The organism is Xanthomonas hortorum pv. cynarae (assembly GCF_002939985.1).
Classification (GTDB): Bacteria; Pseudomonadota; Gammaproteobacteria; order Xanthomonadales; family Xanthomonadaceae; genus Xanthomonas; species Xanthomonas hortorum_D.
The window spans coordinates 1-21,392 of the sequence record NZ_MDFM01000027.1 but is presented as its reverse complement, the minus strand read 5'-3'; the positions used below and the strand labels follow the sequence as shown (position 1 = coordinate 21,392).

Annotated in this window: 16 protein-coding genes and 1 pseudogene; 4 read left to right on the top strand and 13 right to left on the bottom strand. The window is 63.9% G+C overall.

Annotated features, from left to right (window positions below; all coding sequences use genetic code 11):
- Positions 1-70: 70 nt before the first annotated feature.
- On the top strand, positions 71-1,108 hold the full coding sequence (locus tag XcyCFBP4188_RS16985; protein ID WP_006448674.1) for an SMP-30/gluconolactonase/LRE family protein: 1,038 nt from the start codon (positions 71-73) through the stop codon (positions 1,106-1,108).
- A 152-nt stretch (positions 1,109-1,260) separates the two neighbouring features.
- Here the strand turns inward: XcyCFBP4188_RS16985 and XcyCFBP4188_RS16980 are convergent, their stop codons facing one another.
- The 5 genes and pseudogenes from XcyCFBP4188_RS16980 to XcyCFBP4188_RS23470 form a co-directional block, all read right to left on the bottom strand.
- Positions 1,261-2,298: a Kelch repeat-containing protein gene (locus tag XcyCFBP4188_RS16980; RefSeq protein ID WP_104592493.1), complete on the bottom strand. Its 1,038-nt coding sequence runs from the start codon at positions 2,296-2,298 to the stop codon at positions 1,261-1,263.
- A gap of 274 nt (positions 2,299-2,572) precedes the next feature.
- A pseudogene (locus XcyCFBP4188_RS23835) lies at positions 2,573-4,184 on the bottom strand (L-lactate permease).
- Between the two features lie 38 nt (positions 4,185-4,222).
- On the bottom strand, positions 4,223-5,227 hold the full coding sequence (locus XcyCFBP4188_RS16970; RefSeq protein WP_006448671.1) for a 2-hydroxyacid dehydrogenase: 1,005 nt from the start codon (positions 5,225-5,227) through the stop codon (positions 4,223-4,225).
- A 234-nt stretch (positions 5,228-5,461) separates the two neighbouring features.
- Positions 5,462-5,620, bottom strand: a complete 159-nt coding sequence (locus tag XcyCFBP4188_RS16965) for a DUF2256 domain-containing protein (protein ID WP_074056361.1) — start codon at positions 5,618-5,620, stop codon at positions 5,462-5,464.
- 219 nt (positions 5,621-5,839) lie between these two features.
- Entirely contained in the window at positions 5,840-6,292 is a 453-nt protein-coding gene (locus tag XcyCFBP4188_RS23470; RefSeq protein WP_228995967.1) for a SymE family type I addiction module toxin, read from the bottom strand.
- Positions 6,293-6,628: 336 nt separating this feature from the next.
- On the opposite strand from XcyCFBP4188_RS23470, the gene XcyCFBP4188_RS16955 reads away from it, so the two are divergent.
- Together XcyCFBP4188_RS16955 and XcyCFBP4188_RS16950 are read left to right on the top strand one after the other, a co-directional pair.
- Positions 6,629-7,246 carry a uracil-DNA glycosylase gene (locus XcyCFBP4188_RS16955; RefSeq protein ID WP_043907210.1) on the top strand — a complete coding sequence of 206 codons (618 nt, stop codon included), beginning with the start codon at positions 6,629-6,631 and terminating at the stop codon, positions 7,244-7,246.
- Between the two features lie 108 nt (positions 7,247-7,354).
- Positions 7,355-7,741: a bleomycin resistance protein gene (locus XcyCFBP4188_RS16950; protein WP_006448670.1), complete on the top strand. Its 387-nt coding sequence runs from the start codon at positions 7,355-7,357 to the stop codon at positions 7,739-7,741.
- Between the two features lie 75 nt (positions 7,742-7,816).
- Here XcyCFBP4188_RS16950 and XcyCFBP4188_RS16945 read toward each other — a convergent pair whose 3' ends face one another.
- The 7 genes from XcyCFBP4188_RS16945 to XcyCFBP4188_RS23465 all read right to left on the bottom strand — a co-directional run bounded on the left by XcyCFBP4188_RS16945 (position 7,817) and on the right by XcyCFBP4188_RS23465 (position 19,621).
- The gene (locus tag XcyCFBP4188_RS16945) at positions 7,817-9,280 is read right to left on the bottom strand and encodes a mannitol dehydrogenase family protein (RefSeq protein WP_006448669.1); all 1,464 of its coding nucleotides are present in this window, start codon (positions 9,278-9,280) and stop codon (positions 7,817-7,819) included.
- Between the two features lie 111 nt (positions 9,281-9,391).
- Entirely contained in the window at positions 9,392-12,079 is a 2,688-nt protein-coding gene (locus XcyCFBP4188_RS16940; RefSeq protein ID WP_104592492.1) for a glycoside hydrolase family 3 protein, read from the bottom strand.
- Positions 12,080-12,081: 2 nt separating this feature from the next.
- Positions 12,082-13,773 (bottom strand): glycoside hydrolase family 43 protein, encoded by a 1,692-nt coding sequence (locus XcyCFBP4188_RS16935; protein ID WP_428977245.1) that lies wholly within the window; start codon positions 13,771-13,773, stop codon positions 12,082-12,084.
- A 137-nt stretch (positions 13,774-13,910) separates the two neighbouring features.
- Complete coding sequence (gene manD / locus XcyCFBP4188_RS16930; protein ID WP_043907214.1) at positions 13,911-15,170, bottom strand: D-mannonate dehydratase ManD; 1,260 nt, start codon at positions 15,168-15,170, stop codon at positions 13,911-13,913.
- 11 nt (positions 15,171-15,181) lie between these two features.
- On the bottom strand, positions 15,182-17,146 hold the full coding sequence (locus XcyCFBP4188_RS16925; RefSeq protein ID WP_104592491.1) for a sialate O-acetylesterase: 1,965 nt from the start codon (positions 17,144-17,146) through the stop codon (positions 15,182-15,184).
- Positions 17,143-19,281 carry an alpha-glucuronidase family glycosyl hydrolase gene (locus XcyCFBP4188_RS16920; protein ID WP_428977246.1) on the bottom strand — a complete coding sequence of 713 codons (2,139 nt, stop codon included), beginning with the start codon at positions 19,279-19,281 and terminating at the stop codon, positions 17,143-17,145. The genes XcyCFBP4188_RS16925 and XcyCFBP4188_RS16920 overlap by 4 nt, the downstream gene beginning before the upstream one ends.
- A gap of 151 nt (positions 19,282-19,432) precedes the next feature.
- The gene (locus XcyCFBP4188_RS23465; RefSeq protein WP_225306922.1) at positions 19,433-19,621 is read right to left on the bottom strand and encodes a hypothetical protein; all 189 of its coding nucleotides are present in this window, start codon (positions 19,619-19,621) and stop codon (positions 19,433-19,435) included.
- On the opposite strand from XcyCFBP4188_RS23465, the gene XcyCFBP4188_RS16915 reads away from it, so the two are divergent.
- Positions 19,572-20,588: a LacI family DNA-binding transcriptional regulator gene (locus tag XcyCFBP4188_RS16915; protein ID WP_225306921.1), complete on the top strand. Its 1,017-nt coding sequence runs from the start codon at positions 19,572-19,574 to the stop codon at positions 20,586-20,588. The genes XcyCFBP4188_RS23465 and XcyCFBP4188_RS16915 overlap by 50 nt on opposite strands.
- A 68-nt stretch (positions 20,589-20,656) precedes the next feature.
- Here XcyCFBP4188_RS16915 and XcyCFBP4188_RS16910 read toward each other — a convergent pair.
- Positions 20,657-21,392: apurinic/apyrimidinic endonuclease family protein (locus tag XcyCFBP4188_RS16910; RefSeq protein ID WP_487410576.1), on the bottom strand; the 736-nt coding region annotated here is incomplete at its 5' end.

Below are 21,392 nucleotides of genomic sequence, written 5' to 3'. Positions count from 1 at the left end.
TGTTAGCGCTCTAGATAACCTGCACAGCCATGATGGCATCATGGCCCGACTTCGATTACCGGACTGACCGATGCGCCTGCCGCCCTATCTGTTGTTGGCTGTTCCGCTGCTGGCGATTCTTGCCGCCTGCACCAAGAAAGACGCACCGCCGCCGCGCTTTCCTGTGATCGGGCAGCTGAAAACCTTCGATCGCAGCTTCAGCGATGTGATCGCAAGCGACGCGCGTATCGAGAAGCTCACCGAAGGCTTCACCTGGTCCGAGGGTCCCGCATGGGTGCGCAACGGTAGCTATCTGTTGTTCACCGATGTGCCGGAAAACAAGCTCTATCGTTGGTCCGAAGACGCAGGGCTATCGGTCTTTCTGTCGCCTTCCGGTTACAGCGGCCCGGAGCAGGCCACGCTGCGCGAGGCAGGCGCCAACGGCCTGTATGCCGAACCGGGCGGCACCGTGTTGCTGGCGGACTCCGGCACGCGCATCGTCGCCAGGCTCGACCCGGCCACGCGCAAGAAGACACCGCTCGCCACCCAGTTCGAAGGCCACCGTTTCAACAGCCCCAACGATCTGGTTCGCCGCAGCGACGGCGTGGTGTTCTTCACCGACCCGCCGTACGGCCTCAAGGGCATGAACGACTCGCCGGTCAAGGAGCTGCGCTTCAACGGCGTCTACCGCCTGGATACCGACGGCAGCGTGCATCTGCTCGATGACAGCCTGAGCCTTCCCAATGGCATTGCGCTCTCGCCCGACGGGCGCACCTTGTATGTGGCCAACTCCGATCCGCAGCGCCCGATCTGGATGGCCTATGCGCTCGACGCAAACGGTGCGGTGACCGGCAAGCGCGTGTTCGCCGATGCCTCCGATCTGGTTGCAAAGGACTCACCCGGCCTGCCCGACGGCATGGCGGTTTCCGCCGACGGCCACCTGTTCGCCACCGGCCCCGGCGGCGTCATCGTGTTCGCCCCCGATGGCCGCCGGCTGGGCCGCATCGAAACCGGCGAGCCGATCTCCAACTGTGCCTTCGGCAACGACGGCCACACGCTGTACATGACCTCGCACGCGATGCTGACGCGCGTGCGGGTGAAGGCGCTTGGGTTGGAGTTTGCACGCTAGCGCCTGCTGGGCGATTAAACCGCAGCACACACGGTCGCCGCTCTTGTAGGAGCGGCCCTGGCCGCGATGGGGCGTTACCCATCGCCGTACATGCTAAGTCGCGTTTTCTTCAAGCCAATATTGCGATTCGAGTCGGGTGTAGCCCACGTCGCTTACCGCATGGCTCCCGCGTCGCTCAACACCAACACATCATCCAAATCCGGTCCACCGCCGCGATTGGCGCTTCCCGCAACCAGATAGAGATCGCCGTCGATGGTTGCGGCCTGTGTGCCATGGCGGCCTTGCGGCAACGCAGCCATCGTCTTCCAGGTAGCGGTGGCCGGATCGTAGGCCTCGACCTCGTCGTGCGCCTTGAACTGGCGCGTACTCTCGCCGCCCATCACCAGCAGCTGGCCATCGTGTGCGATGGCTGCGGTGCCCGCGCGTGGGGTCGGCAACGCCGCCGGGGCGACAGTCCAGGTGCCGCGTTCGATGTTGTAGATATCGACCTCGCCGATTGTCTGCGCCAGGGTGTTGCCACTTTCATGCGCCGAGCGGCGTCCACCGGCCGCATACACCTTGCCATCGATCACCACCGCGTGGAAATGGTCGCGCGCACGTGGTGCATCGGCCAGTCGCGTCCATTGCTGCGTTTTCGTATTGAACGCATCCAGCCATGGCACATAGCCGCTCATGTGGCCGCGCGTATTGCCGCCGACCAGGTACAGCACGCCATCGTGTTCCACCGTTCCGGCAGCGCCGCGGCGGCGATCCTTCGGGATCTCCGCACCCACCTGCCAGCGATCGGCGGCAGGATCGTAGATCAACAGGTGGGTCAGCGCGGCTTCTTCCGGATAGTCGCCTGTGAGGCCGCCGACGAAGTAGAGTTTTCCGGCCGACACAACCGCCTGCGCGTGGCTCACTGCCAGCGGCGGCGGTCTGCCTTTGGACCAGCGGCGCGTTTTGGTATCGAGGATGTCCAAGGGCCGATCATCGCGCCCACCGATCAGGTACAGACGGTCGCCGATGGCGACCAGGCTGTTCTCGTGACGCGCATGCGGCTTGCCTTCGCCAGAAACACTCTTCCACTGCGCAGCAGCTTGCGTCGCCGGCACTCCAGGCGCATGCACTGCAGTCTGGGCAAACGCAGGCACGCTTGCGGATGCAAGCAACAGAACAGCCACACGGAATGCATTCGCTGACGGTGTCATGGAAGATCGCTCTCTGAGTGCGAAGTGCAGTGAGTGTAGCGGTATCGCGATGAGGCAGCCTGCGAAGCCGTGCCGGACTTCTCAAGCAAAAAATGCTGTGCGCACGCCATGGCGGGCTCAACAAATACGCGTGCCTGATCGCTCGGCGACGGCGACGGCGACGGCGACGGCAGGCAGAGCACGGCGTGCGCTTGAAGCAACCCACGCGTCGCGCTGAAAAGGAGCGTGCCGGTGCATTCGAAAAATCAATGCAGCCAGCACGCAGCGACTGCTTTCACTGCAACACCATCGACAACAGCCACGTACAAAGGCACACATACGCAAGCAGCCCAAGACTTGCGGCCAAGGTGGTGCGCATGATCGCCGACTCCTGCCCCACCAACTTGACCGCAGCCGCGGCAATGGCGATCGATTGCGGCGAGACCAGTTTCGCCATCACACCGCCTGCGGTGTTGGCTGCCACCAGCAATGCAGCAGGCACGCCGATCTGTGCTGCCGTCACCGCCTGCAGGTGCGCAAACAAGGTGTTGCTGTTGACCACCGAGCCGGTGATAAAGACGCCCATCCAGCCGATGACCGGCGACAGCAGCGGGAACACGCCACCGGCTTGTGCCAGGGCCAGACCGATGCTCGACGAGGCACCGGAATAGTTGGTGACATAAGCCACCGCCATCACCAGCGACACGGTGGCCAACGGCTTCCACATCTCGCGCGCGGACTGTGCCAACTCGCCCGCCGCCGAGCGCAGGTTCAAACGCGGCGAGAGCAGCACAGTGAGCACCGCCGCGATCAGGATCGCCGTACCGGAAGCGTTGAGCCAACCAACGTTCCACACCGCAGGCAATGTACGCACGCTGGCGACCAGTGGCGGCACTTCCTGCACGCGTTGATCGAGCAGGCCGATGGGCAGATGCAACACCGTGGCCGCAAGTGCGCCGTCTGCGGCAAACAGCGCCTTGAAGGCAGGCAGGCTCCACACCAGGATCGCGCCGGTGAGGATGTAGAACGGCGACCATGCCAGCAGCACCTGCTTGAGCGTCCAGCGTTGCGTGGAGCAGGGCGGTGCCTGCGCTTCGCGGTAGATGCGCTTGGGGCGCCAGAACCGCATGAAGAGTGCCAGCCCGCCCATGCCGGCCAGCGGGCCGAGGATGTCCACCAGTTCCGGCCCCAGCAGGTACAAGGTCAACGTCTGCACGCCACTGAACACCACGCCGACAAACAGCAGCACCGGCCAGGTCTCGCGCACGCCACGCCACCCATCGAGCATCGCCACCAGCCCCGCAGGCACAGACCTGCACCAATGCCATCAGCATCAGCGACATCTCGTCCAGCTGCACGCCGCCCTGCTGCGCGCCGACCAGTACCGGGATGCCGATCGCACCGTAGGCGCCCGCTGCGCCGTTGGCCAGCAGGCACAACATCGCTGCCTTGAGCGGACGGAAGCCCAGCTCCACCAGCAGTGCCGCGCAGATGGCGATCGGTACGCCAAAGCCTGCAGCGCCTTCCAGAAATCCGCCGAAGCAGAACGCGATGAGCAACACCTGGATGCGTTGGTCTTCGGACACCGTGGCGATGCTGCCGCGGATCACCTCGAACTTGCCGCTGCGGATCGCCAGCTTGTACAGCCATACCGCCATCAGCACGATGAAGCCGATCGGGAAGATGCCGTTGGCAATGCCCAGCAGCGCGGCGCCCACGATGCTTGCCATCGGCATGCCGAACACCAGCGACGACACCGCCACCGAGACCAGCACCGCCAGTGACGCAGCGGTCAGCCCCTTGAGCCGCAGTACCGTCAACGCCAGCAAAAAGAACACCACCGGCAAGGCAGCCAGCAAGGCCGAGAGGTTGGCGTTACCGAGCGGGTCGTAGAGTTGTTGCCACATGGTCGGGCCTGCGCGGGTGGTGAACGGAAAAGGTGACGCTAAGGTGCCGCAACAAGATTCGCGCACGCAGTGCCCGCAGCGAAATCAGCGAGGTTGCGCAGGGTAATTTCGGAGATCTCCTGCAATGCTTCGGCAGTGAAAAACCCCTGATGCCCGGTCACCAACACATTGGGGAAGGTCATCAGGCGTTGAAACACATCGTCGTCGATGATCTCGCCAGAGCGGTCCTGAAAGAACAAGGCGCTTTCCTGCTCGTAGACATCGATGGCCAGATGACCGAGCTGGCGGGATTTGAGCGCGCGGATCACCGCATCGGTATCCACCAGCCCGCCGCGTGAGGTGTTGACCAGCATCGCGCCGGGCTTCATCGAGGTCAGCGCTGCGTCATCGATCAGGTGTTGCGTTGCCGGCGTCAGCGGGCAGTGCAGCGTGACGATATCCGCCTGTGCGAACAGCGTATCCAGTTCGACCCGCTCACCGAGCTCGTCGAATCCCGATGAGGGATAGGGATCGTAGCCGAGCACGCGGCAGCCCATGCCACGAAAGATCCGTGCGGTCGCAAGGCCGATCTTGCCCAGGCCCACAAGGCCCACCGTCTTGCCGTGCAAGGTGCGGCCGAGCAGGCCATTGAGCATGAAGTTGCCCTCGCGCACGCGGTTATAGGCACGGTGCGTCTGGCGGTTGAGCGTCATGACCAGTGCCAGGGTGTGCTCGGCCACTGCTTCGGGCGAGTAGGCCGGCACGCGTGCGACGAAGAGATCCAGCGCCTTGGCAGTGGCCAGGTCGATGTTGTTGAAGCCGGCGCAGCGCAGCAGCACTGCGCGCACGCCCATCGCATGCAGCGCCTGCAGCACGGGTGCATCCAGTTGATCGTTGACGAACACGCAGACTGCTTCGCAGTCCTGCGCCAGCGTTGCGGTCTGCAGATCGAGCGATGCTTCGAAGTAAACGAACTCGGCTGTGGAGTCCTCTCTCAAGCGCAGTTTCGCTTCTTCGAGAAATCGCTTGTCGTAAGGGCGCGTGCTGAAAACAGCCATTTTCATGCAGAGAACTCCATAGGTGCGAGAACACGGTAGCTCACCAGCCGCCACGCGTCTTGCACCGTGTTCCGCCAACCAGTGCGAACACGGTTAGCTCAAGCGGCCGCATGAAGTCAGCCTGGCACTGAGCTTCGCCTCTGCATATCGAGTTCCAACACTAGGCGAATGCACATCTGCGAACCGGCCTGGTAGCGGTGCCGCGCGGGCTGTCGATCGGCGATCAACAAAATGCACTGGTCACGGAGCCGGACGCGTCCGCTTGCTCTCGCCACGGCAACGGTCGGAACAATACTTCACCTCGTCCCACACGCGCTCCCACTTCTTGCGCCAACGAAACGGCCGCCCGCAGTGCATGCAGGGTTTTTCCGGCAACTCGTGTTTCTTGCGCATGGCCATGCGGGTTTCAGACCTCACGGAACATGGGTGGGAGCAAGGGTGAGCCAAGCATGTCATGTTGAGCGACATGGCGTAGCTGTCTTCTTAGCTGCGTAGGTCTCAAGCCGCTCAAACATAACGCAGCTACTGTTCTGCCATTCGCGCCGGAACAGACAGTTCCCCCTCTCCCTTGCACGGGAGAAGGGGCGCAAAGCGCCGGATGCGCGCGCTCAAAGCGTGTCACCTTCTGCGTGGTCTTGCCGAAGGAATAGCGGGCGCCACGCGGCTGATCAACAACACGCCACGCCCCACCGTGACCCGCAGCGCATCGCCAACGGCAAAACCGCATTGCTCCAACCAACGCCCGGAAAGCCGCAGCTTGGGTACCGCGCAGCCAACCACATCTTCGGCACGCCGCACGTTGTAATGCTGGCGGCTCATGGTGACCTGGTCCGGGATGCGGAAGTACGGTTTGCGTAAGGGCGGCGTAGGCGCAAGCGTTGGATCGACCGATGTCTCATCAGTAGTACTGGTGAAGACCGGACTCTGCTTTGCCGTCTTGCGTACAACGGAGGCGCGTTTGGCGGGCGGTGCAGAGCTTGCACGGGCTGTTGCTTTGGGACGTGTCATATCGAACTCCTTGTGCGATAGGAAGTCCGCCGCATCGCTGTCAATCGAGGTGGCGGACGGCATGCGGTTGACAGACCGGCCACAAGGTACCGGCAGACCTTTCGGTCTCCGCACACCGCCCGCCATAGAGCGGGCACGCTCCCCAACGCAGACATCGGGCAAAGAAAAAGCGCCGACATCGTGCAATGGGCGCTGGTGCGCCTTGTGGTTTCGGACTGTCAAATCCGGCTGCGGAATGTGCCGCAGCACCCTCATCTTGCTACCTGCCGATGAAGTGAGTCAACAGATATCGACCCGACCACGAAAGGCCTACGGTTCGAAAGACAGTTGGTATATTGAGGTACGTCAAATCCACCTCGCTAGTCAGCCAAACTCAGGCGTTGATCGAAACCAAATATCATGGACGCACCCAAGTCACTTGCTTCTCCTGCGGTTAGGCAAGCGCGCTTCGGCATGCTGCAGCAACTACATGTGCTGGCGCTAACAAGGTACGTCGAGTCGTTGAGACTTGAGATGGGTAGCGAGTACGGTATTCCGTACTTCGATCCGCTCGATGGCGGCACGGACGCTGAGTGTTTGTTCCTTCTCGAAGCTCCAGGACCCAAAGCCATCGCTACTGGCTTTGTGTCTCGAAATAATCCAGATGAAACGGCAAAGAATTTTTTTCAATTGAATAGGGATGCTGGACTTGAGCGGAAGCGTACCGTTGTCTGGAACATCGTGCCGTGGTACATCGGGTCTGGAACAAAGATCCGTCCAGCGACGACGCGAGATCTAGGTCAAGCTGCACCTGCATTAGCAGACCTGCTTACGCTCCTGCCAGCAGTCCACACGATAGTGTTAGTTGGTAAGAAGGCAATGCTGGCGCGGGAAGCAGTCACTCGTCTTGCGCAAACCACTGTGATTCATTCGATGCTGCATCCGAGCCCGATGTTTGTGAACCGGGCTCGCGGAAATCGGAAACTTCTTCTGGATCAACTTGCAGTGGTCGCCGCTGGAATTCACGCCAAGAGCTAGTTGAGAAGTTGCCATCTAGGACCAATCGTCCCTCCTTGATAAAACTCGCCGAGAGCTTGCACATCGAACCTGCATCGAGACTATCCTACAGCCCAATTCGAGGTAGTAATGACTTCCAGTGCCGAAACGCCAAACCGCACTATTCCACTGCTGCCTAGCCGGTCGATTGCGCACACAGTCGCCTTTTATCGGCGTCTTGGGTTCGTTGGCGATGCGCATCCACATGATGCGGGGTACGCGATCCTGACGCGTGGCGATGTCGAACTGCATTTCTTCGCGCATCCTGATCTTGATCCTGCTGTCTGCTATGCAGGTTGCTATCTCCGGGTTGGCAATGTCGACGAGCTCCACGCGGAGATGTGTGTTGCAGAGCTGCCCGCGCGTGGCATTCCTCGGATGGATCCTGTCGGGGACAAGCTTTGGGGAATGCGTGAGTTTGCGATTGTGGATGAGAACGGCAATCTGATTAGGATTGGGCAGGTGGTCGGCGGGTAGGCGTCCAACAATCGCACAAATTACGCATCGGACTCTGTTGACATGCGATGGCGCCAAAGATGCATTTGCTGCGCATCACCTCGAATCGATCATCCGGTTTATCTCTGCTGGTGTTGCTCTGCCCAGAGCACCGTAGGCAGCTTGCAGTGCTTCAACAAAGCGCGCATCGCCAGAGAGCGGAGCAAATACGGCATCGAGAGTGAGGGACGCTGCCACGTCGTGGATGGCATCGCCGGTTGCGTCGCACCCGATCTTGCTCAGCATCTCACTCAACGGATCGATCAAGGTCATGCCATTACGTGCCTGCCTGCGCACGAAGTGCAACCACGCTGCGACCGGCAGGCATAGCCGGTCTATGCGTCGCCCGGCAGCCAGTGCATCGCTGATCGCGGTGAGCAAGCGCACGGGAATCTTCTGCGAGCCATCCCATGCGATCTGGGCAAGCAGGTGGCGGATGGCGGGGTTGCGGAAGCGGGCCAGGATGGCGTCGCTGTAGTGCTGCGGGTCGAAGCCTTGCATCGGTTGCAGGGTGGGGGCGATGTCCTCGCGCATCAGGGTTTCGACAAAGGCGGCCAGTTGTGGGTGACACATGGCGTCTGCGACGGTCTCCAACTCCAGCAGGCTGCCGAGATAGGCGAGCGCGGAGTGCGGGCCGTTGAGCAGGCGCAGTTTGGCGCGTGCGTAGCCGGCGATGTCGTCGCTGAGAGTGACACCTGCGCGCTCGAAGGCGGGGCGTCCGTTGCAGAAACGGTCTTCGATCACCCACTGGGTGTAACGCTCGCGTTGAATCGGCCAGGCGTCGTGCAGGCCGGTTTGGGTGTGTACCTGCGTACGCAGCGCGTCGTTGGTGGCGGGCGTGATGCTGTCGACCATCGAGCGCGGGAAGGTGACGTGTTGGTCGATCCAGCCAGCAAGCGCGGGATCGTTCTGCTGTGCGAGCAGCAACACCGCGCGGCGTAGCAGGCTGCCGTTGTCGGGCAGGTTGTCGCAGCTGAGGACGGTGAACGGCGCGTTGCCTTGCTGCCTGCGCTGCCGCAGGCCGGCGACGAGATAGCCGATGGCGCTACGCGGCGTCGCTGGATGTGCGATGTCGTGCGCGATATCGGGGTGGGTGAGGTCAAGGGTGTCGCCTGCGAGGCAATAGCCCTTCTCGGTGATGGTGAGAGTGACCAGGCGCACGGCTGGGTCGGCGAGGCGTGCGAGCACCGCAGCTTGTTCGTCCGCGGCGCACAGCACTTCGCGGATGGCGGCGATGATGCGCAGTTGCGGGTGTTCGTCGAGCAGGGCGAGGGTGTAGAGACCGTCTTGTGGGCGTAGGGCGTCGCGCACGTGTGGGCTGTGTAGCGAGACGGCGCTGATCGCCCAGGTGGGGTCATGCGCGAGTAGGTCGTCGATGTAGACGGCCTGGTGGGCGCGGTGGAAGGCGCCTGCGCCTAGGTGGACGATGCCGATGGTGGTGTGTTTGGCATTGTAGTTGGGAGTGAGGACGGTGGTAGGTAGGTGGCCGAGTGTTGCGATGGAGAGCGTTGAAATTGGCATGGGTTTTTGTTTGAAAGCGTGGGGTGCTGCAAGTTCGTTTGATGGCCGTACCCTCACCCCAACCCCTCTCCCGGCGGGAGAGGGGCTTTGATTCCGCGGCTTGCGGTGGGATCAGTTTGGGGTGACGGTGAAGCGTTGTTTGCTGCGGATGTCAGCGCTTGAGGCCCCGATCTGCACCTCGTAGGCACCTGGGTCCACCGCGTAGGCTTTGCGTTGCTCGTCGTAGATACGTAGGGCGTCTTGCGCTTTGATGGTGAAGCGCAGCTGCCGTTGTTCGCCGGGCTGCAGGGTGATGCGCTGCAAGCCGTGCAGTTCCTTGAGGGCGCGTTCGCGTTGTGGCTTCAGCGGATGCAGATAGAGCTGCACCACTTCATCGCCTGCGCGTTGGCCGGTGTTCTTCAGCGTGACCGTGGCGGTAAGCGTGCCATCGGCTGCAACCGTGGTGCGATCGAGGCGTAGTTCCGAATACGCGAACTGCGTGTACGACAGGCCGTGGCCGAACGGGTACAACGGTTTACCTTGGAAATAGCGATAGGTGCGGCCGCGCATGGCGTAATCGTCGAAGGCGGGCAGGCGCTCGGCTTCCTTGTAGAAGGTGACCGGCAAGCGGCCGCCGGGACTGGCCTGGCCGAACAGCACATCGCCCACCGCGCTGCCGCCGCGTTGGCCGGGGTACCAGGCCAGCAGGATGGCGGGCACGTGTTGCTGCGCCCAGTCGATCGCCAGCGCCGAGCCGGTGGTGAGGACTGCAACCACCGGCGTGCCGGTGGCCTGCAGTGCCTGCAGCAGTTCGCGTTGCGGTTTGGGTAGGCGCGTGTCGGTGCGGTCGCCGCCGGCAAAGCCGGGATAGTTGACGTCCATCTCTTCGCCTTCGACATCGCCGGTGAGGCCGCCGACGAATACCACCACCTCCGCATCGCGGGCGGCGTCCACGGCTTCCTGCAGCGGTGGTTTGGCGCCAGGCATGCGCCAGGCCAGACGCACGCCGGCATCGCGGGTGGCCTCGTAATACTCCACGCGCAGGTCGTAGGCCTTGCCGCCCTCCAGCGCCACGCTGGCGTTGCCGCCGCGCATGCGCGGGGCGTCGCTCCAGTAATCGATGAGCAGCTTGCCGTCCAGAGACAGGCGCACACCATCGTCGGCGGCCACTTGCAACTCGTAGTTGCCCGAGACCGGCGGCAGCAGCTGGCCATGCCAGCGCACGCTGAAGTCGTCCTTGTCGAGTGCGCGGTCGGCATGCAACTCGCCACGGCCCACCGCATCGTCGGTGGGTGCGTTGCGATCCCAACGGAAGGCAATGCGCGGGTCGATGCGGGTCAGTACCGGCGTGCCGGCCAATGCGCGGCCTTTGAAGTATTCGCCGGTCAACCCGTTCTGCGTGGCGCCAGCGGCCGGGCGCAGATAGCGCGTGTCGATCGGTGCGGCGGCGTTGGGGTCTTCGCGTCCCTCCACCAGATCGCTGCCGCGCGCGTAGATCACCTGCGCCTGCGGTGCGGCGTCGCGGATGCCTTGCAGGATAGTGACCGGTGCAGCCGGGGTGCCGTAGTAATTGCCCAGCAGCGACATCGGGTCGTCGGCGGTGGGGCCGATCACGGCGATGCGCTTGAGCGTAGGCTTGAGCGGCAGCACGCCGTCGTTTTTTAGCAGCACCAGCGATTCACGCGCAGTGCGGCGTGCCAGTGCATCGTGCTGCGGCGATTGATTGGCTGATGCGGGAATCTGCGCCCACGGCACCTTGGCGGGCGGGTCGAACATGCCTAGCCGCATGCGTGTGGTCATCAGGCGCTTGAGCGCGGTATCGATGGTGGCCTCGTCGATCAAACCGGCACGCACTGCGGCCGGCAACGCGGCATAGGTGTCGCCGCAATCCAGGTCGGTGCCGTGCTTGACGCCGAGTGCGGCGGCGGCTTCGGGCGTGGGGACGATCTTGTGGTTCTGCCAGATGTCGCGGATCGCCGCGCAGTCGCTGACGATATAGCCATCAAAGCCCCAGTCGCGGCGCAGGATGCCTTCCAGCCGCGTGCTGGCCGAGGCGGATTCGCCATTGACGCGGTTGTAGGCGCCCATCACCGCGGCGACCTTGCCTTCCTGCACCAGGGCTTGAAATGCAGGCAGATAGGTTTCGTGCAGATCGCGTTCGCTGGGATGCACATCGAAGTGATGACGGTCGGCCTCCGGCCCGCTGTGCACGGCGAAGTGTTTGGCGGTGGCATCGAGCTTGCGATACGGACCTTGCTGCGCCTGCAGGCCTTGCACGAAGGTCACGCCCATGCGCGCGGTGAGGAACGGATCTTCGCCATAGGTTTCCTGCCCGCGGCCCCAGCGCGGGTCGCGAAAGATATTGATGTTGGGCGACCAAAAGGTGAGCCCCTGATAGCGCTTGTACTCGCCGCGCGCGAGGAAGGCATGATGCTTGGCGCGCGCTTCGTCGCTGATGGCAGTGGCGACCTCAGCCATCAATGGCGTGTCGAAGGTGGCGGCCAGTCCAATCGCCTGCGGAAATACAGTGGCGCCACCGGCACGCGCCACGCCGTGCAGCGCTTCGTTCCACCAATCGTACTCGGGCACCTGCAGGCGCGGGATGGCGGGCGCGGCGTTCTGCATCTGCGCGGCTTTTTCTTCCAGCGTCATGCGCGCCACCAGGTCGGCCGCGCGGGCGTCGAAGGGGCGTTGCGTGTCCAGATACGGCGGTGGCGTTGCGGCCTGCCCAGTGGTTGCGACAAGTGCAATCGCCAGCAGCACGCTGCGTGCGCGTGCACGGGGTGTGCGAGCAACGGATGGTGCGAAGTGCGAATGCATGGTCAGTCCTCCTTGGTGCGATCCGGTTCCAGCTGGGCAAAAGGCCCGATCATGCTGCCGACGAAGCCGCCGGCCTGTGCGGTGCTGAGCATGCCTGCATCGTCGTTGCGGCGTAGCGATTGCCAGCCGCGACCATCGGCGTCGAAGGCGAAGCTGTAGGCGCCGCCGTCGCCGCTGATCTGCAGGCGCAACTGTGTGGTTGCCGGTATACGTGTGTGTGCGAGGGTGGCGGTGTTGTCGCCATCGCGCTTGTCGAGAAATACTTCCAGCGCGTTGCCATTGCGTCGCACACCCAACGCATACCACGCATTGGAATTTTGAAAAGCGGCAAGCCCGGCACTGACGCCAGCCTGGGTGGGCGCAGTCAATTCAGTGCTCGCAGTGAAGCGCGTGTGTTGCTGGCGCCGTGCGAGGAAGGCCGGTGTAGAGGTGCTGTCCAGGCCGTGTGCACTGGCATGCAGGGTCAACCAACCGGGGCGTGCGCGCAGGTTGGCCACATCCTGTTTGGGCACACGTAAATAGAGCCATTCGCGCTGCAGCGAGGTGCCGGCGAAGTCATCGCGCCACGTGAAGTTGCCCGACAACGGTGCTTGATCGGCGGGTGTCTTCCCACCGCGCGGGCTCTGTGCGTGATACGGAATCGGCTCGCCGGCCGGCAAAATCGACGGCCAGCCATCGTGCCATTGCACCGGCAGCAAAAAGGTTTCGCGCCCGGTGTTGTAGCGCTCGCCCGCATACGGGCGGCTGGCCAGAAACACCGCCCACCATTGCCCATCCGGCGTGTCCACCAGATCTACATGGCCGGCGTTGCTGATCGGGTACGTGCGTTCGGCCGGCAGGTCGCGTTGGGTCAGGATCGGATTGTGCGGCGAGGCGGCATACGGCCCCCACACGTTGCGACTGCGCAGCACCACCTGCGAATGCTGCGGCCCGGTGCCGCCTTCGGCACACGAAAGGTAATACCAGCCGTCGCGTTGATACAGGTGCGGGCCTTCGATCCAGATCGGCTTGCTGGCCAGATCCACGCCGCCGTTGAGCAGTACCTTGCGCGGGCCGGTCGGTTGATTGGTGGCGAGGTCGAAGCGCTGCATCCAGATCGCGCGATGGCCTTCGTACAATGGCGTGCCTTCCGGCGGGCCATTGTTGAGCAGATAGGCGCTGCCATCGGTGTCGAAGAACAACGACGGATCGATACCATCGATGCTCGGCAGCCAGGTCAGTGGCGACCATGGGCCGGCGGGATTGCTGGCACTGGCGATGAAGTTGCCACCACTATCGACCGAGGTACCCACCACATAGAAGCGCCCGTCGTGATGGCGAATGCTGGCGGCGAACATGCCGCGCGACACACCCAGTCCGTCGTAGTTCAACTGCTCGCGGCGCTCGACCACGTTGCCGATCTGCGTCCAGTGCACAAGATCGGTGCTCTCGAACACCGGGATCGCCGGGAAATACGCAAAGGTGGAATTCACCAGGTAATAGCGATCGCCCACGCGTGTCACGCTGGGATCCGGGTAGAACCCGGCCAGCACCGGGTTGCGGTAATGGCCGGCCGGCAATGGCGTGACGAACACCGCATCGTCGCCGCGATAGTCGAACCAATCGAAGGCGACATCGGCTTGCGCTTGCGCCTGCACGGTCGTGGGTGCGAGCACTGCGATGACAGCACCCAACACCACGTGGCGAGCCAGCATCAGAGCAGCGCAGGCGGCGCGCAGACGCCGCAGGCTCGGCGCCGGCTCCGCATGCCGGACAGGCCCGCTTGGCTGCCGCACAGGCATTGTATGGGGTTCGCCTTGACGCACCGCGGCATCAGCCGTTGTGGACCGCATCACCAGTCCCACATCGCGCCGTCTTCCAGGCGAGCAACCGGCAACTGCTTGGGCACGTACGGATACTTCGCCGCCAGCGCCTCGTCGATCTCCACGCCATGCCCGGGTGTCTCGCCGCAATGCAGGCGGCCATCGCGAAACACATAGTCGTGCGGGAACACCGCATTGGCCTCGTCGGAATGGAACATGTATTCCTGGATGCCGAAGTTGGGCACCCAGGTGTCGAAGTGCAATGCCGCGCCCATGCACACCGGCGACAGATCGGTGGCGCCGTGGAAGCCGGTGCGCACCTGATGCAGCGCGGCGAAATCGGCCAGCCGCCGCACATGGGTGATGCCGCCGGCGTGGACAATCGTGGTGCGGATGTAGTCGATCAACTGCTGCTCGATCAGATGCTTGCAATCCCAGAGCGAATTGAACACCTCGCCCACCGCCAGCGGTGTGACCGTGTGTTGGCGAATCACTTCGAACGCGCGCTGGTTTTCGGCAGGCGTGGCGTCTTCCAGCCAGAACAATCGGTACGGCTCCAGGTCGCGGCCCAGGCGGGCGGCTTCGATCGGGGTGAGCCGGTGGTGCGCATCGTGCAGCAGCTCAATCTCATCGCCATGATCGTTGCGCAGTTGCTCAAACAATTTTGGCACCACGCCGAGATAGCGTGGCGTGGACCACACCGTTTCGGTCGGCAGTTCGCTTTCGGCCGGCTCGTACGGTTTGCCGCCGCTGGAAATGCCGTAGGTCTTCTTGACGCCGGGCACGCCGCATTGCGCGCGAATGGCGATAAAGCCGAGCTCGCGAAAACGGCCGACTTCCTCGCTGGTTTCGGCGATATCGCGGCCATTGGCATGGCCGTAGACCAAAGCGCCCTCGCGCGAGCGCCCGCCGAGCAACTGATACAGCGGCATGCCAGCCATCTTGCCCAGGATGTCCCACAGCGCCACATCCACTGCGGCGATCGCGCTCATCGTCACCGGGCCGCGCCGCCAATACGCGCCGCGGTAGAAGAACTGCCAGATGTCTTCTATACGGCCCGCATCGCGGCCGATCAGGTTCGGCACCAGGTGTTCCTGCAGATACGCCGCCACCGCCAGTTCGCGGCCATTGAGCGTGGCATCGCCCAGCCCGGTGATGCCCGAGCGCGTGCGGATCTTCAAGGTGACGAAGTTGCGCCCGGGGCAGGTGACGATGACGCGCGCCTCGACGATCTCGCGATCGCGGGCCGAGCCTTGCAGCGGAGCAGGGGAGTCGGGAGTCTGTGACATCGGGGTCTCGCTCATGGGGAAGAAGCGGCAGTGATGGGGAGTTCGAACGGGCCGGCGGGCAGGCCGTTGCGGTCATACAGCGTGCACACCGGGCTGTCGGCCCAGCAATAGCGCACGCGCGTGGCAGCCAGGCCAGAGGGGATACGCAGATTGATGGCCTGATCGTGCAAGGTGGCGACTGCATAGCGACACGTGTTGGGCGCAGAGCCACACACTTCGAAACCGATCGGCGCATCGGCGCCATAGCTCAGCAACGCGGTGTCGACGTCATCGAAGTCGATGCGCAGTGCGTCGCCGTCACGTCGCACGTTGCGCGGCACCGGTCCGGAGGGCGCAATCGCCTCGCCATACACCACATGTCGCGCCGCACGCGCCAGGCGCCGGCCCAGCTCCTGCTTGTTGGCCGGATGGATGTCGTAGCGGTCGCCGAGATCGATCGCTACTGCCAGGCCCGCATGCGCATCGTTGGCGACGAAGCGGCGCTGCGCCTCGCGCAGTTGCGCCCAACCGCTTTCGACCGGCTGGGTGGGCGGTGCGCCGTAGTTGGCCAGTTGTACGATCAGCAGCGGCAACTGCGCACCGAAGCGCTGCCGCCAATCGCGCTGCCATGCGGTGAGCAAGGCCGGGTAATGCGCTGCATCGCCGGCATTGGATTCGCCCTGGTACCACAGCACGCCACGCAGGCCGAGCTGACCGAGCGGGGCGATCATGCCGTTGTACAAGGTGGTCAGCCCGGCCGCCGACGACCACGGCGCACGCGGTGGCGAGCCCAGTTGCGGCGGCACGATGCGGTACTGCCAGGGCGCGGCCAGCGCTAGTGTGCTGCCATCGGCAAACTGCAGCGCACGCGATTGCGCATCGCCCAGCAAGCCGCCACGCCGATAGGTATTGAGCACATTGAGCACGACGCTGTTGCGCCCGGCATGCAGGCGCCCGCGCGGCAAGCTGTAGCGACGCGGCTGATCGGCGCCGTAACTGCTGCCCACGCCGCGCCCGTTGACCCAGGTCTGGTCCAGCTCGTCCACCGGCCCCAGCAACAAGGTGGCCTCCTGTGCGGCCTGCGCCTCGGTCAACTCGATGCTGGTGCGATACCAGACCATGCCGTTGAAGCCGACCAACTGCGGCACGCCCCAGTCATCCCACGCGCCCAGCGCGGCTGGTGCGCTTTGCCACGTGCCCGGCGCATCCGGTTGCCAGGGCTCGCCTTCGCCGTGTGCATGCCACCAGGCCTCCCACAGCGCGCCCCAACGTGGCGCGGCATCCACCGGGTCGCGTGCGTAACGCGCCAGCACATCCAGTGCCGCGCCATCGTCGCCGGCTGCGCGCAATGCCTTCTCACCGATCCAGGCCTGCAGTTGCGAGCCGCCCCACGAGGCGTTGATCAAGCCTATCGGCACATCGACGGTCTTCTGTAACTCACGCGCGAAGTAGTAACAGGCGGCAGAAAACTCCTTCACCGTCTCCGGTGTGGTGAGCTGCCATGCCGCAGCGCCACCGAAGCTGCGCTGCGGCGTCGGGCTGGACTGCGCCGGCACCTTGAACATGCGAATGCGCGGGTTGTCGGCATCGGGGATCTCGCTGCGCGAATTCAATGTGCGATGCACCTGCAATTCCATATTGGATTGGCCAGAGCATAGCCACACATCGCCGATCAGCACGTCGTTCACTTGCTGCGCCGCGCCCTGGTTGGTGCGTGCGCTCAAGGTGTACGGCCCGCCCGCGGGTTGCGCAGGCAGGCGCGCTTCCCAATGGCCTTGTCGATCTGCGCGTGCCTGCACTTGTTGTGCAGCCAGTTGCACGCTCACGCGCGCGCCAGGGGGGGCGTCTCCCCACACGCGGATCGGCGCATCGCGCTGCAGTACCACATGCTCCTGAAACAGCGCATGCAGCAGCGGTGCGTCGGCTGCATGCGCGATGCGTGGTAGCAGCGATGCCGATAGCGTGGCGATGACCACGGCCAAACCACGCACGCTCATTTCGGATTCCCCGGCGCATACGGAAATTTCAATGCCTGGTAGTACGTCAACGGATGCGCCGGTGGCGCCGTGCCGGCAGGCAACGGCCGACCGGACACGCTCTGGAAGTAGGCGATGCTGGCATCGCGCCACCACTGCGCCTCGTCCTGCTGGATCGCCAGGAAGTTCGCCACCTGCTGATAACGCGGCGCATCGATCCTGCCGGCAAGCCCCTGCCAGGTGGCTCGCATTGCACGCACCTCGTCCACGCCATGGTCGTAATGCCACACCAACTCGTCCCACAACGGCCGCCCGGAGGCCATGCGGTGGTCCCAGGGCACATGGTGGAACCACAGCAGATCGCGCTCGGGCACGCGTTGCACATCGCCGAACATGCGCGCCACCGGCTTCGCGTATTGCGCCACCGCATTGCTGCCGCTGGCACTGCGGTCGAAGCCGATGCCGTTGCGGTCGGCGCGGTGGTAATACACCGGGTCCCAATCCGGGCGCTCGCTGCCCGCATCCCACGGCGCCGGGCCGTAGTGATGGCCGCGTCCCATCAGATGATGCAGGCCGAGCGGGGTCATGTAGTCCACCACCGCCTCGCGCGAGCGCAGCATCATGTCGACCACGGGCGTGACCACGGCAGCATCGTTGGAAAACGTCATGCGCACCCATTCCTGCGCGATCGTCTGCGGCGACAGGTCCGGGTTCCAGGCCAGCCGCCCGTACGCATACCAGTTGGCCTGATCGAAGATCGAGCCGCTCCAGTTGCGGTCCGCGCCGATGTTGGCCACGCCGGCAATGCCGGTCAGCCGGGTGCGTTGCGTGTCGTTGAAGAGCGAACCATCCACGGTCTTGGCCACGGTCGAGCCCTTGCCGCGCGCATAGGTATCGGCCTGCAGGGTTTCGGCAAACAGCGTGCCCAGGTAGGCCAGATGCGTCGAAAAGCCCAGATACTCCTTGGTGATCTGAAACTCCGGCATCAACGGCGTTTTGTGCATCGCGCCGAACAGCGGATGGAACGGCTCGCGCGGCTGGAAGTCGATCGCCCCGTTCTTGACCTGCACGATCACGTTGTCGCGAAATTTTCCATCCAGCGGCACGAACTCGCTATACGCCTGCTTGGCGCGATCGTCCGGTTGCTCATGCGAATAGACGAACGCGCGCCACATCACCACACCGCCATGCGGCGCCAGTGCATCGGCCAGCAGATTCGCGCCATCGGCATGGCTGCGCCCGTAATCCTGCGGGCCGGGTTGGCCTTCGGAATTGGCCTTGACCAAAAAGCCGCCAAAGTCCGGAATGCGTGCGTAGATCGCGTTGGCTGTGTCGCGCCACCACCGCTGCACCTGCGGATCCAGCGGATCGGCGCTCTTCAAACCACCGATCTCGATCGGCGCACTGAAGCGCGCGCTGAGAAACACGCGAATGCCGTACGGCTGAAACACCTTGGCCAGCGCCGCAGCCTTGTCCAGGTACTGCGGCGTCAGGCTCCATGCCTTGGCATTGACGTTATTGAGCACAGTGCCATTGATGCCCAGCGAGGCATTGGCGCGCGCGTAGTCGGTATAACGCGGATCCAGATAACCGGGCAAGGTCTGCCAGTTCCATAACGAGGCACCGGCATAGCCACGCTCGACCACGCCATCCAGGTTGTCCCAATGATTGAGCATGCGCAGCTGCAGCCGCGGCGACTCACGCACATCCAGTGCGGTGAGCGATTGGCCGGTCTGCAGCAGGCGCAGGAAGTGAAACGCGCCATACAAGGCGCCGATGTCGCTACCGCCGACGATGGCGGTGATGCGATGCCCGCCCACGCTGACGCTGCGAATCAGATACCCCTGGCGGCCCAGGCCGGTGGTCTGCAGTTTCAACGCAGCGATCTGCGGCGCCGTGGCAGCACCCAATACAATCGCGCCATTGCGGGTGACAGTGGCAGACAACTGCGGCGAGGCACCAAGCAAGCCCGACAGTCCGCGCTGCAACTCGTCACGGGCTGCCTGCAAGCTGGGTGAATCACCGGCAACGATCACTTCGCTCGTGTTCCCGCGCAACTGCGCCGCGTTGGCCAGCGGGTGGTAGCGCAACCATAAATCATAGCCGTCTTCGGCTTGCGCACTGGTGCTGGCTAACAGCCCGCTACATAGCAGCATCAGAACCAGCAACCACTGCAGCAGCAACGCACGGCAATCCGCGACGCAGCGAACAGTCAGGCGCGCGCTCATGCCGCATGCTCCATCGGCGTCAACGCGCGCCGCCGTGTATCGCCGCTGTGCCTGCTTCCCGGTACCATGCCTTGCATCGTCACGCACGCATGCGGCGCTTGCGTTCTGCCCGCAGCATGTGTGCATCGTGCAGGTTCGCCACCCACTTGAAGAGGCCACGCTTGGAGAAGGTCAGGAAATCGGTCCGCCGCACCAGCCGCGCGATCACCATCGATGAGGTGGCGGCGCTGGCGAAGGTCTCGCCGATGACGGTCTCGCGCGTGGTCAACAACAATGGCAGCGTGCGCGATGCCACCCGCGCGCGCGTGCTGCGCGCCGTGGACAAGCTCGGTTACACGCCCAACCTGGCCGCCAGCGCACTCGCCGCCGCGCAGAGCATGCGCATCGCATTGATCTACAGCGACCCCAGCGGCGCATATTTGCGCGAATTGCTGCTGGGCGTGTTGCGGGTGGCCTCGCGTACCTCGATCCAGTTGGTGATCGATTGCTGGGACGACCTGGATGCCGATGCCGAACGCCGTGCCGCACGCAAGCTCGCCAAGGGCGTGGCCGGGGTGATCCTGCCGCCGCCGCTGTGCGAATCCAAGGCCGCAGTACTGGAACTGGTGCGCGCCAAGGTGCCGGTGGTGGCGATCGCCTCCAACCACTTCAGCCCGGATGTGGCCTGCGTGCGCATCGACGAGTTCGCCGCCGCCAAGGAGATCACCGAGCATCTGATTGCGCAGGGGCATACCCGCATCGGCTACATCGCCGGGCATCCCAATCTGTCCGCAAGCGCACGTCGTTTCGAAGGATTTCAGGCAGCGCTGTCCGATGCCGGCTTGCGCCTGGATCGGCATCTGGTGCAGCCGGGCGACTACACCTACAAATCGGGTCTGGTCGCTGCGGAAAAACTGCTGGCGCGCAAACGCCGCCCCAGCGCCATCTTCGCCAGCAACGACGATATGGCCGCCGCTGCAATCTCGGTTGCGCACCGGCGCGGTCTGGATGTGCCGCGCGATCTGTCGGTAGTCGGTTTCGACGATACTTCTGCCGCCACCGCAGTGTGGCCCGAGCTCACCACCGTGCAGCAGCCCATCGCCGCCATGGCCGACGCTGCACTGGATATCCTGTTGAAGACGATTCGTGCCAAGGAGCGTACGGCGAAGATGGTCGATCATGTGGTCGCGCACCTGCTGGTCAAGCGGGATTCGGTAGCCGCACCGGCAGCGCCGGATGCAGCGGAACAGCCCTAACGCTGCGCGCTTTCAGGCGCGCAGACAGCAGGTGATCGCGTGCATGTGCAGCGATCACCTGCACAGCATCAACGCGTCAGATACTGGTTGATCAGATTCTCGTAGGCTTCCTGGCGGCCGCTGAGTTGCTTTGGCTCGTTGCCAGCCGCATGCTTGGCCACATCCACCAACGTGCTGGTGCCATCGGCAAACGCCGCACCGGCGCCGCTGTCGAAGCTGGCGTAACGCTCTGCGCGCCACTGCTCCAACGGCGAAGACGTCAGCAGCGCGTTGGCCACTTCCAGCCCGCGTGCGAACGCGTCCATGCCGCCGATATGCGCCAGGAACAGATCCTGCGGATCGGACGATTCGCGGCGCACCTTGGCATCGAAATTCAAGCCGCCCGGTGCCAACCCGCCCTGCCGCAGCACCACCAGCATCGCGCCGACGGTGTCGTACAGGTCGGTCGGGAACTGGTCGGTGTCCCAGCCGTTCTGCGGGTTGCCACGGTTGGCGTCGATGCTGCCGAGCAGGCCGGCATCGGAAGCCACCTGCAAGTCGTGCTCGAAGCTATGGCCTGAGAGCGTGGCGTGGTTGGCTTCGATATTGAGCTTGAAATCCTGGTCCAGGCCGTGCTGGCGCAGGAAGCCGATCACCGTGGCGCTGTCGAAGTCGTACTGGTGCTTCATCGGTTCCATCGGCTTGGGCTCGATCAGGAAATTGCCTTTGAAGCCGATCACACGCCCGTAGTCGCGTGCCAGGGTGAGGAAGCGTGCCATGTTGTCCTGCTCGCGCTTCATCTGCGTGTTGTGCAGGCAGGCATAG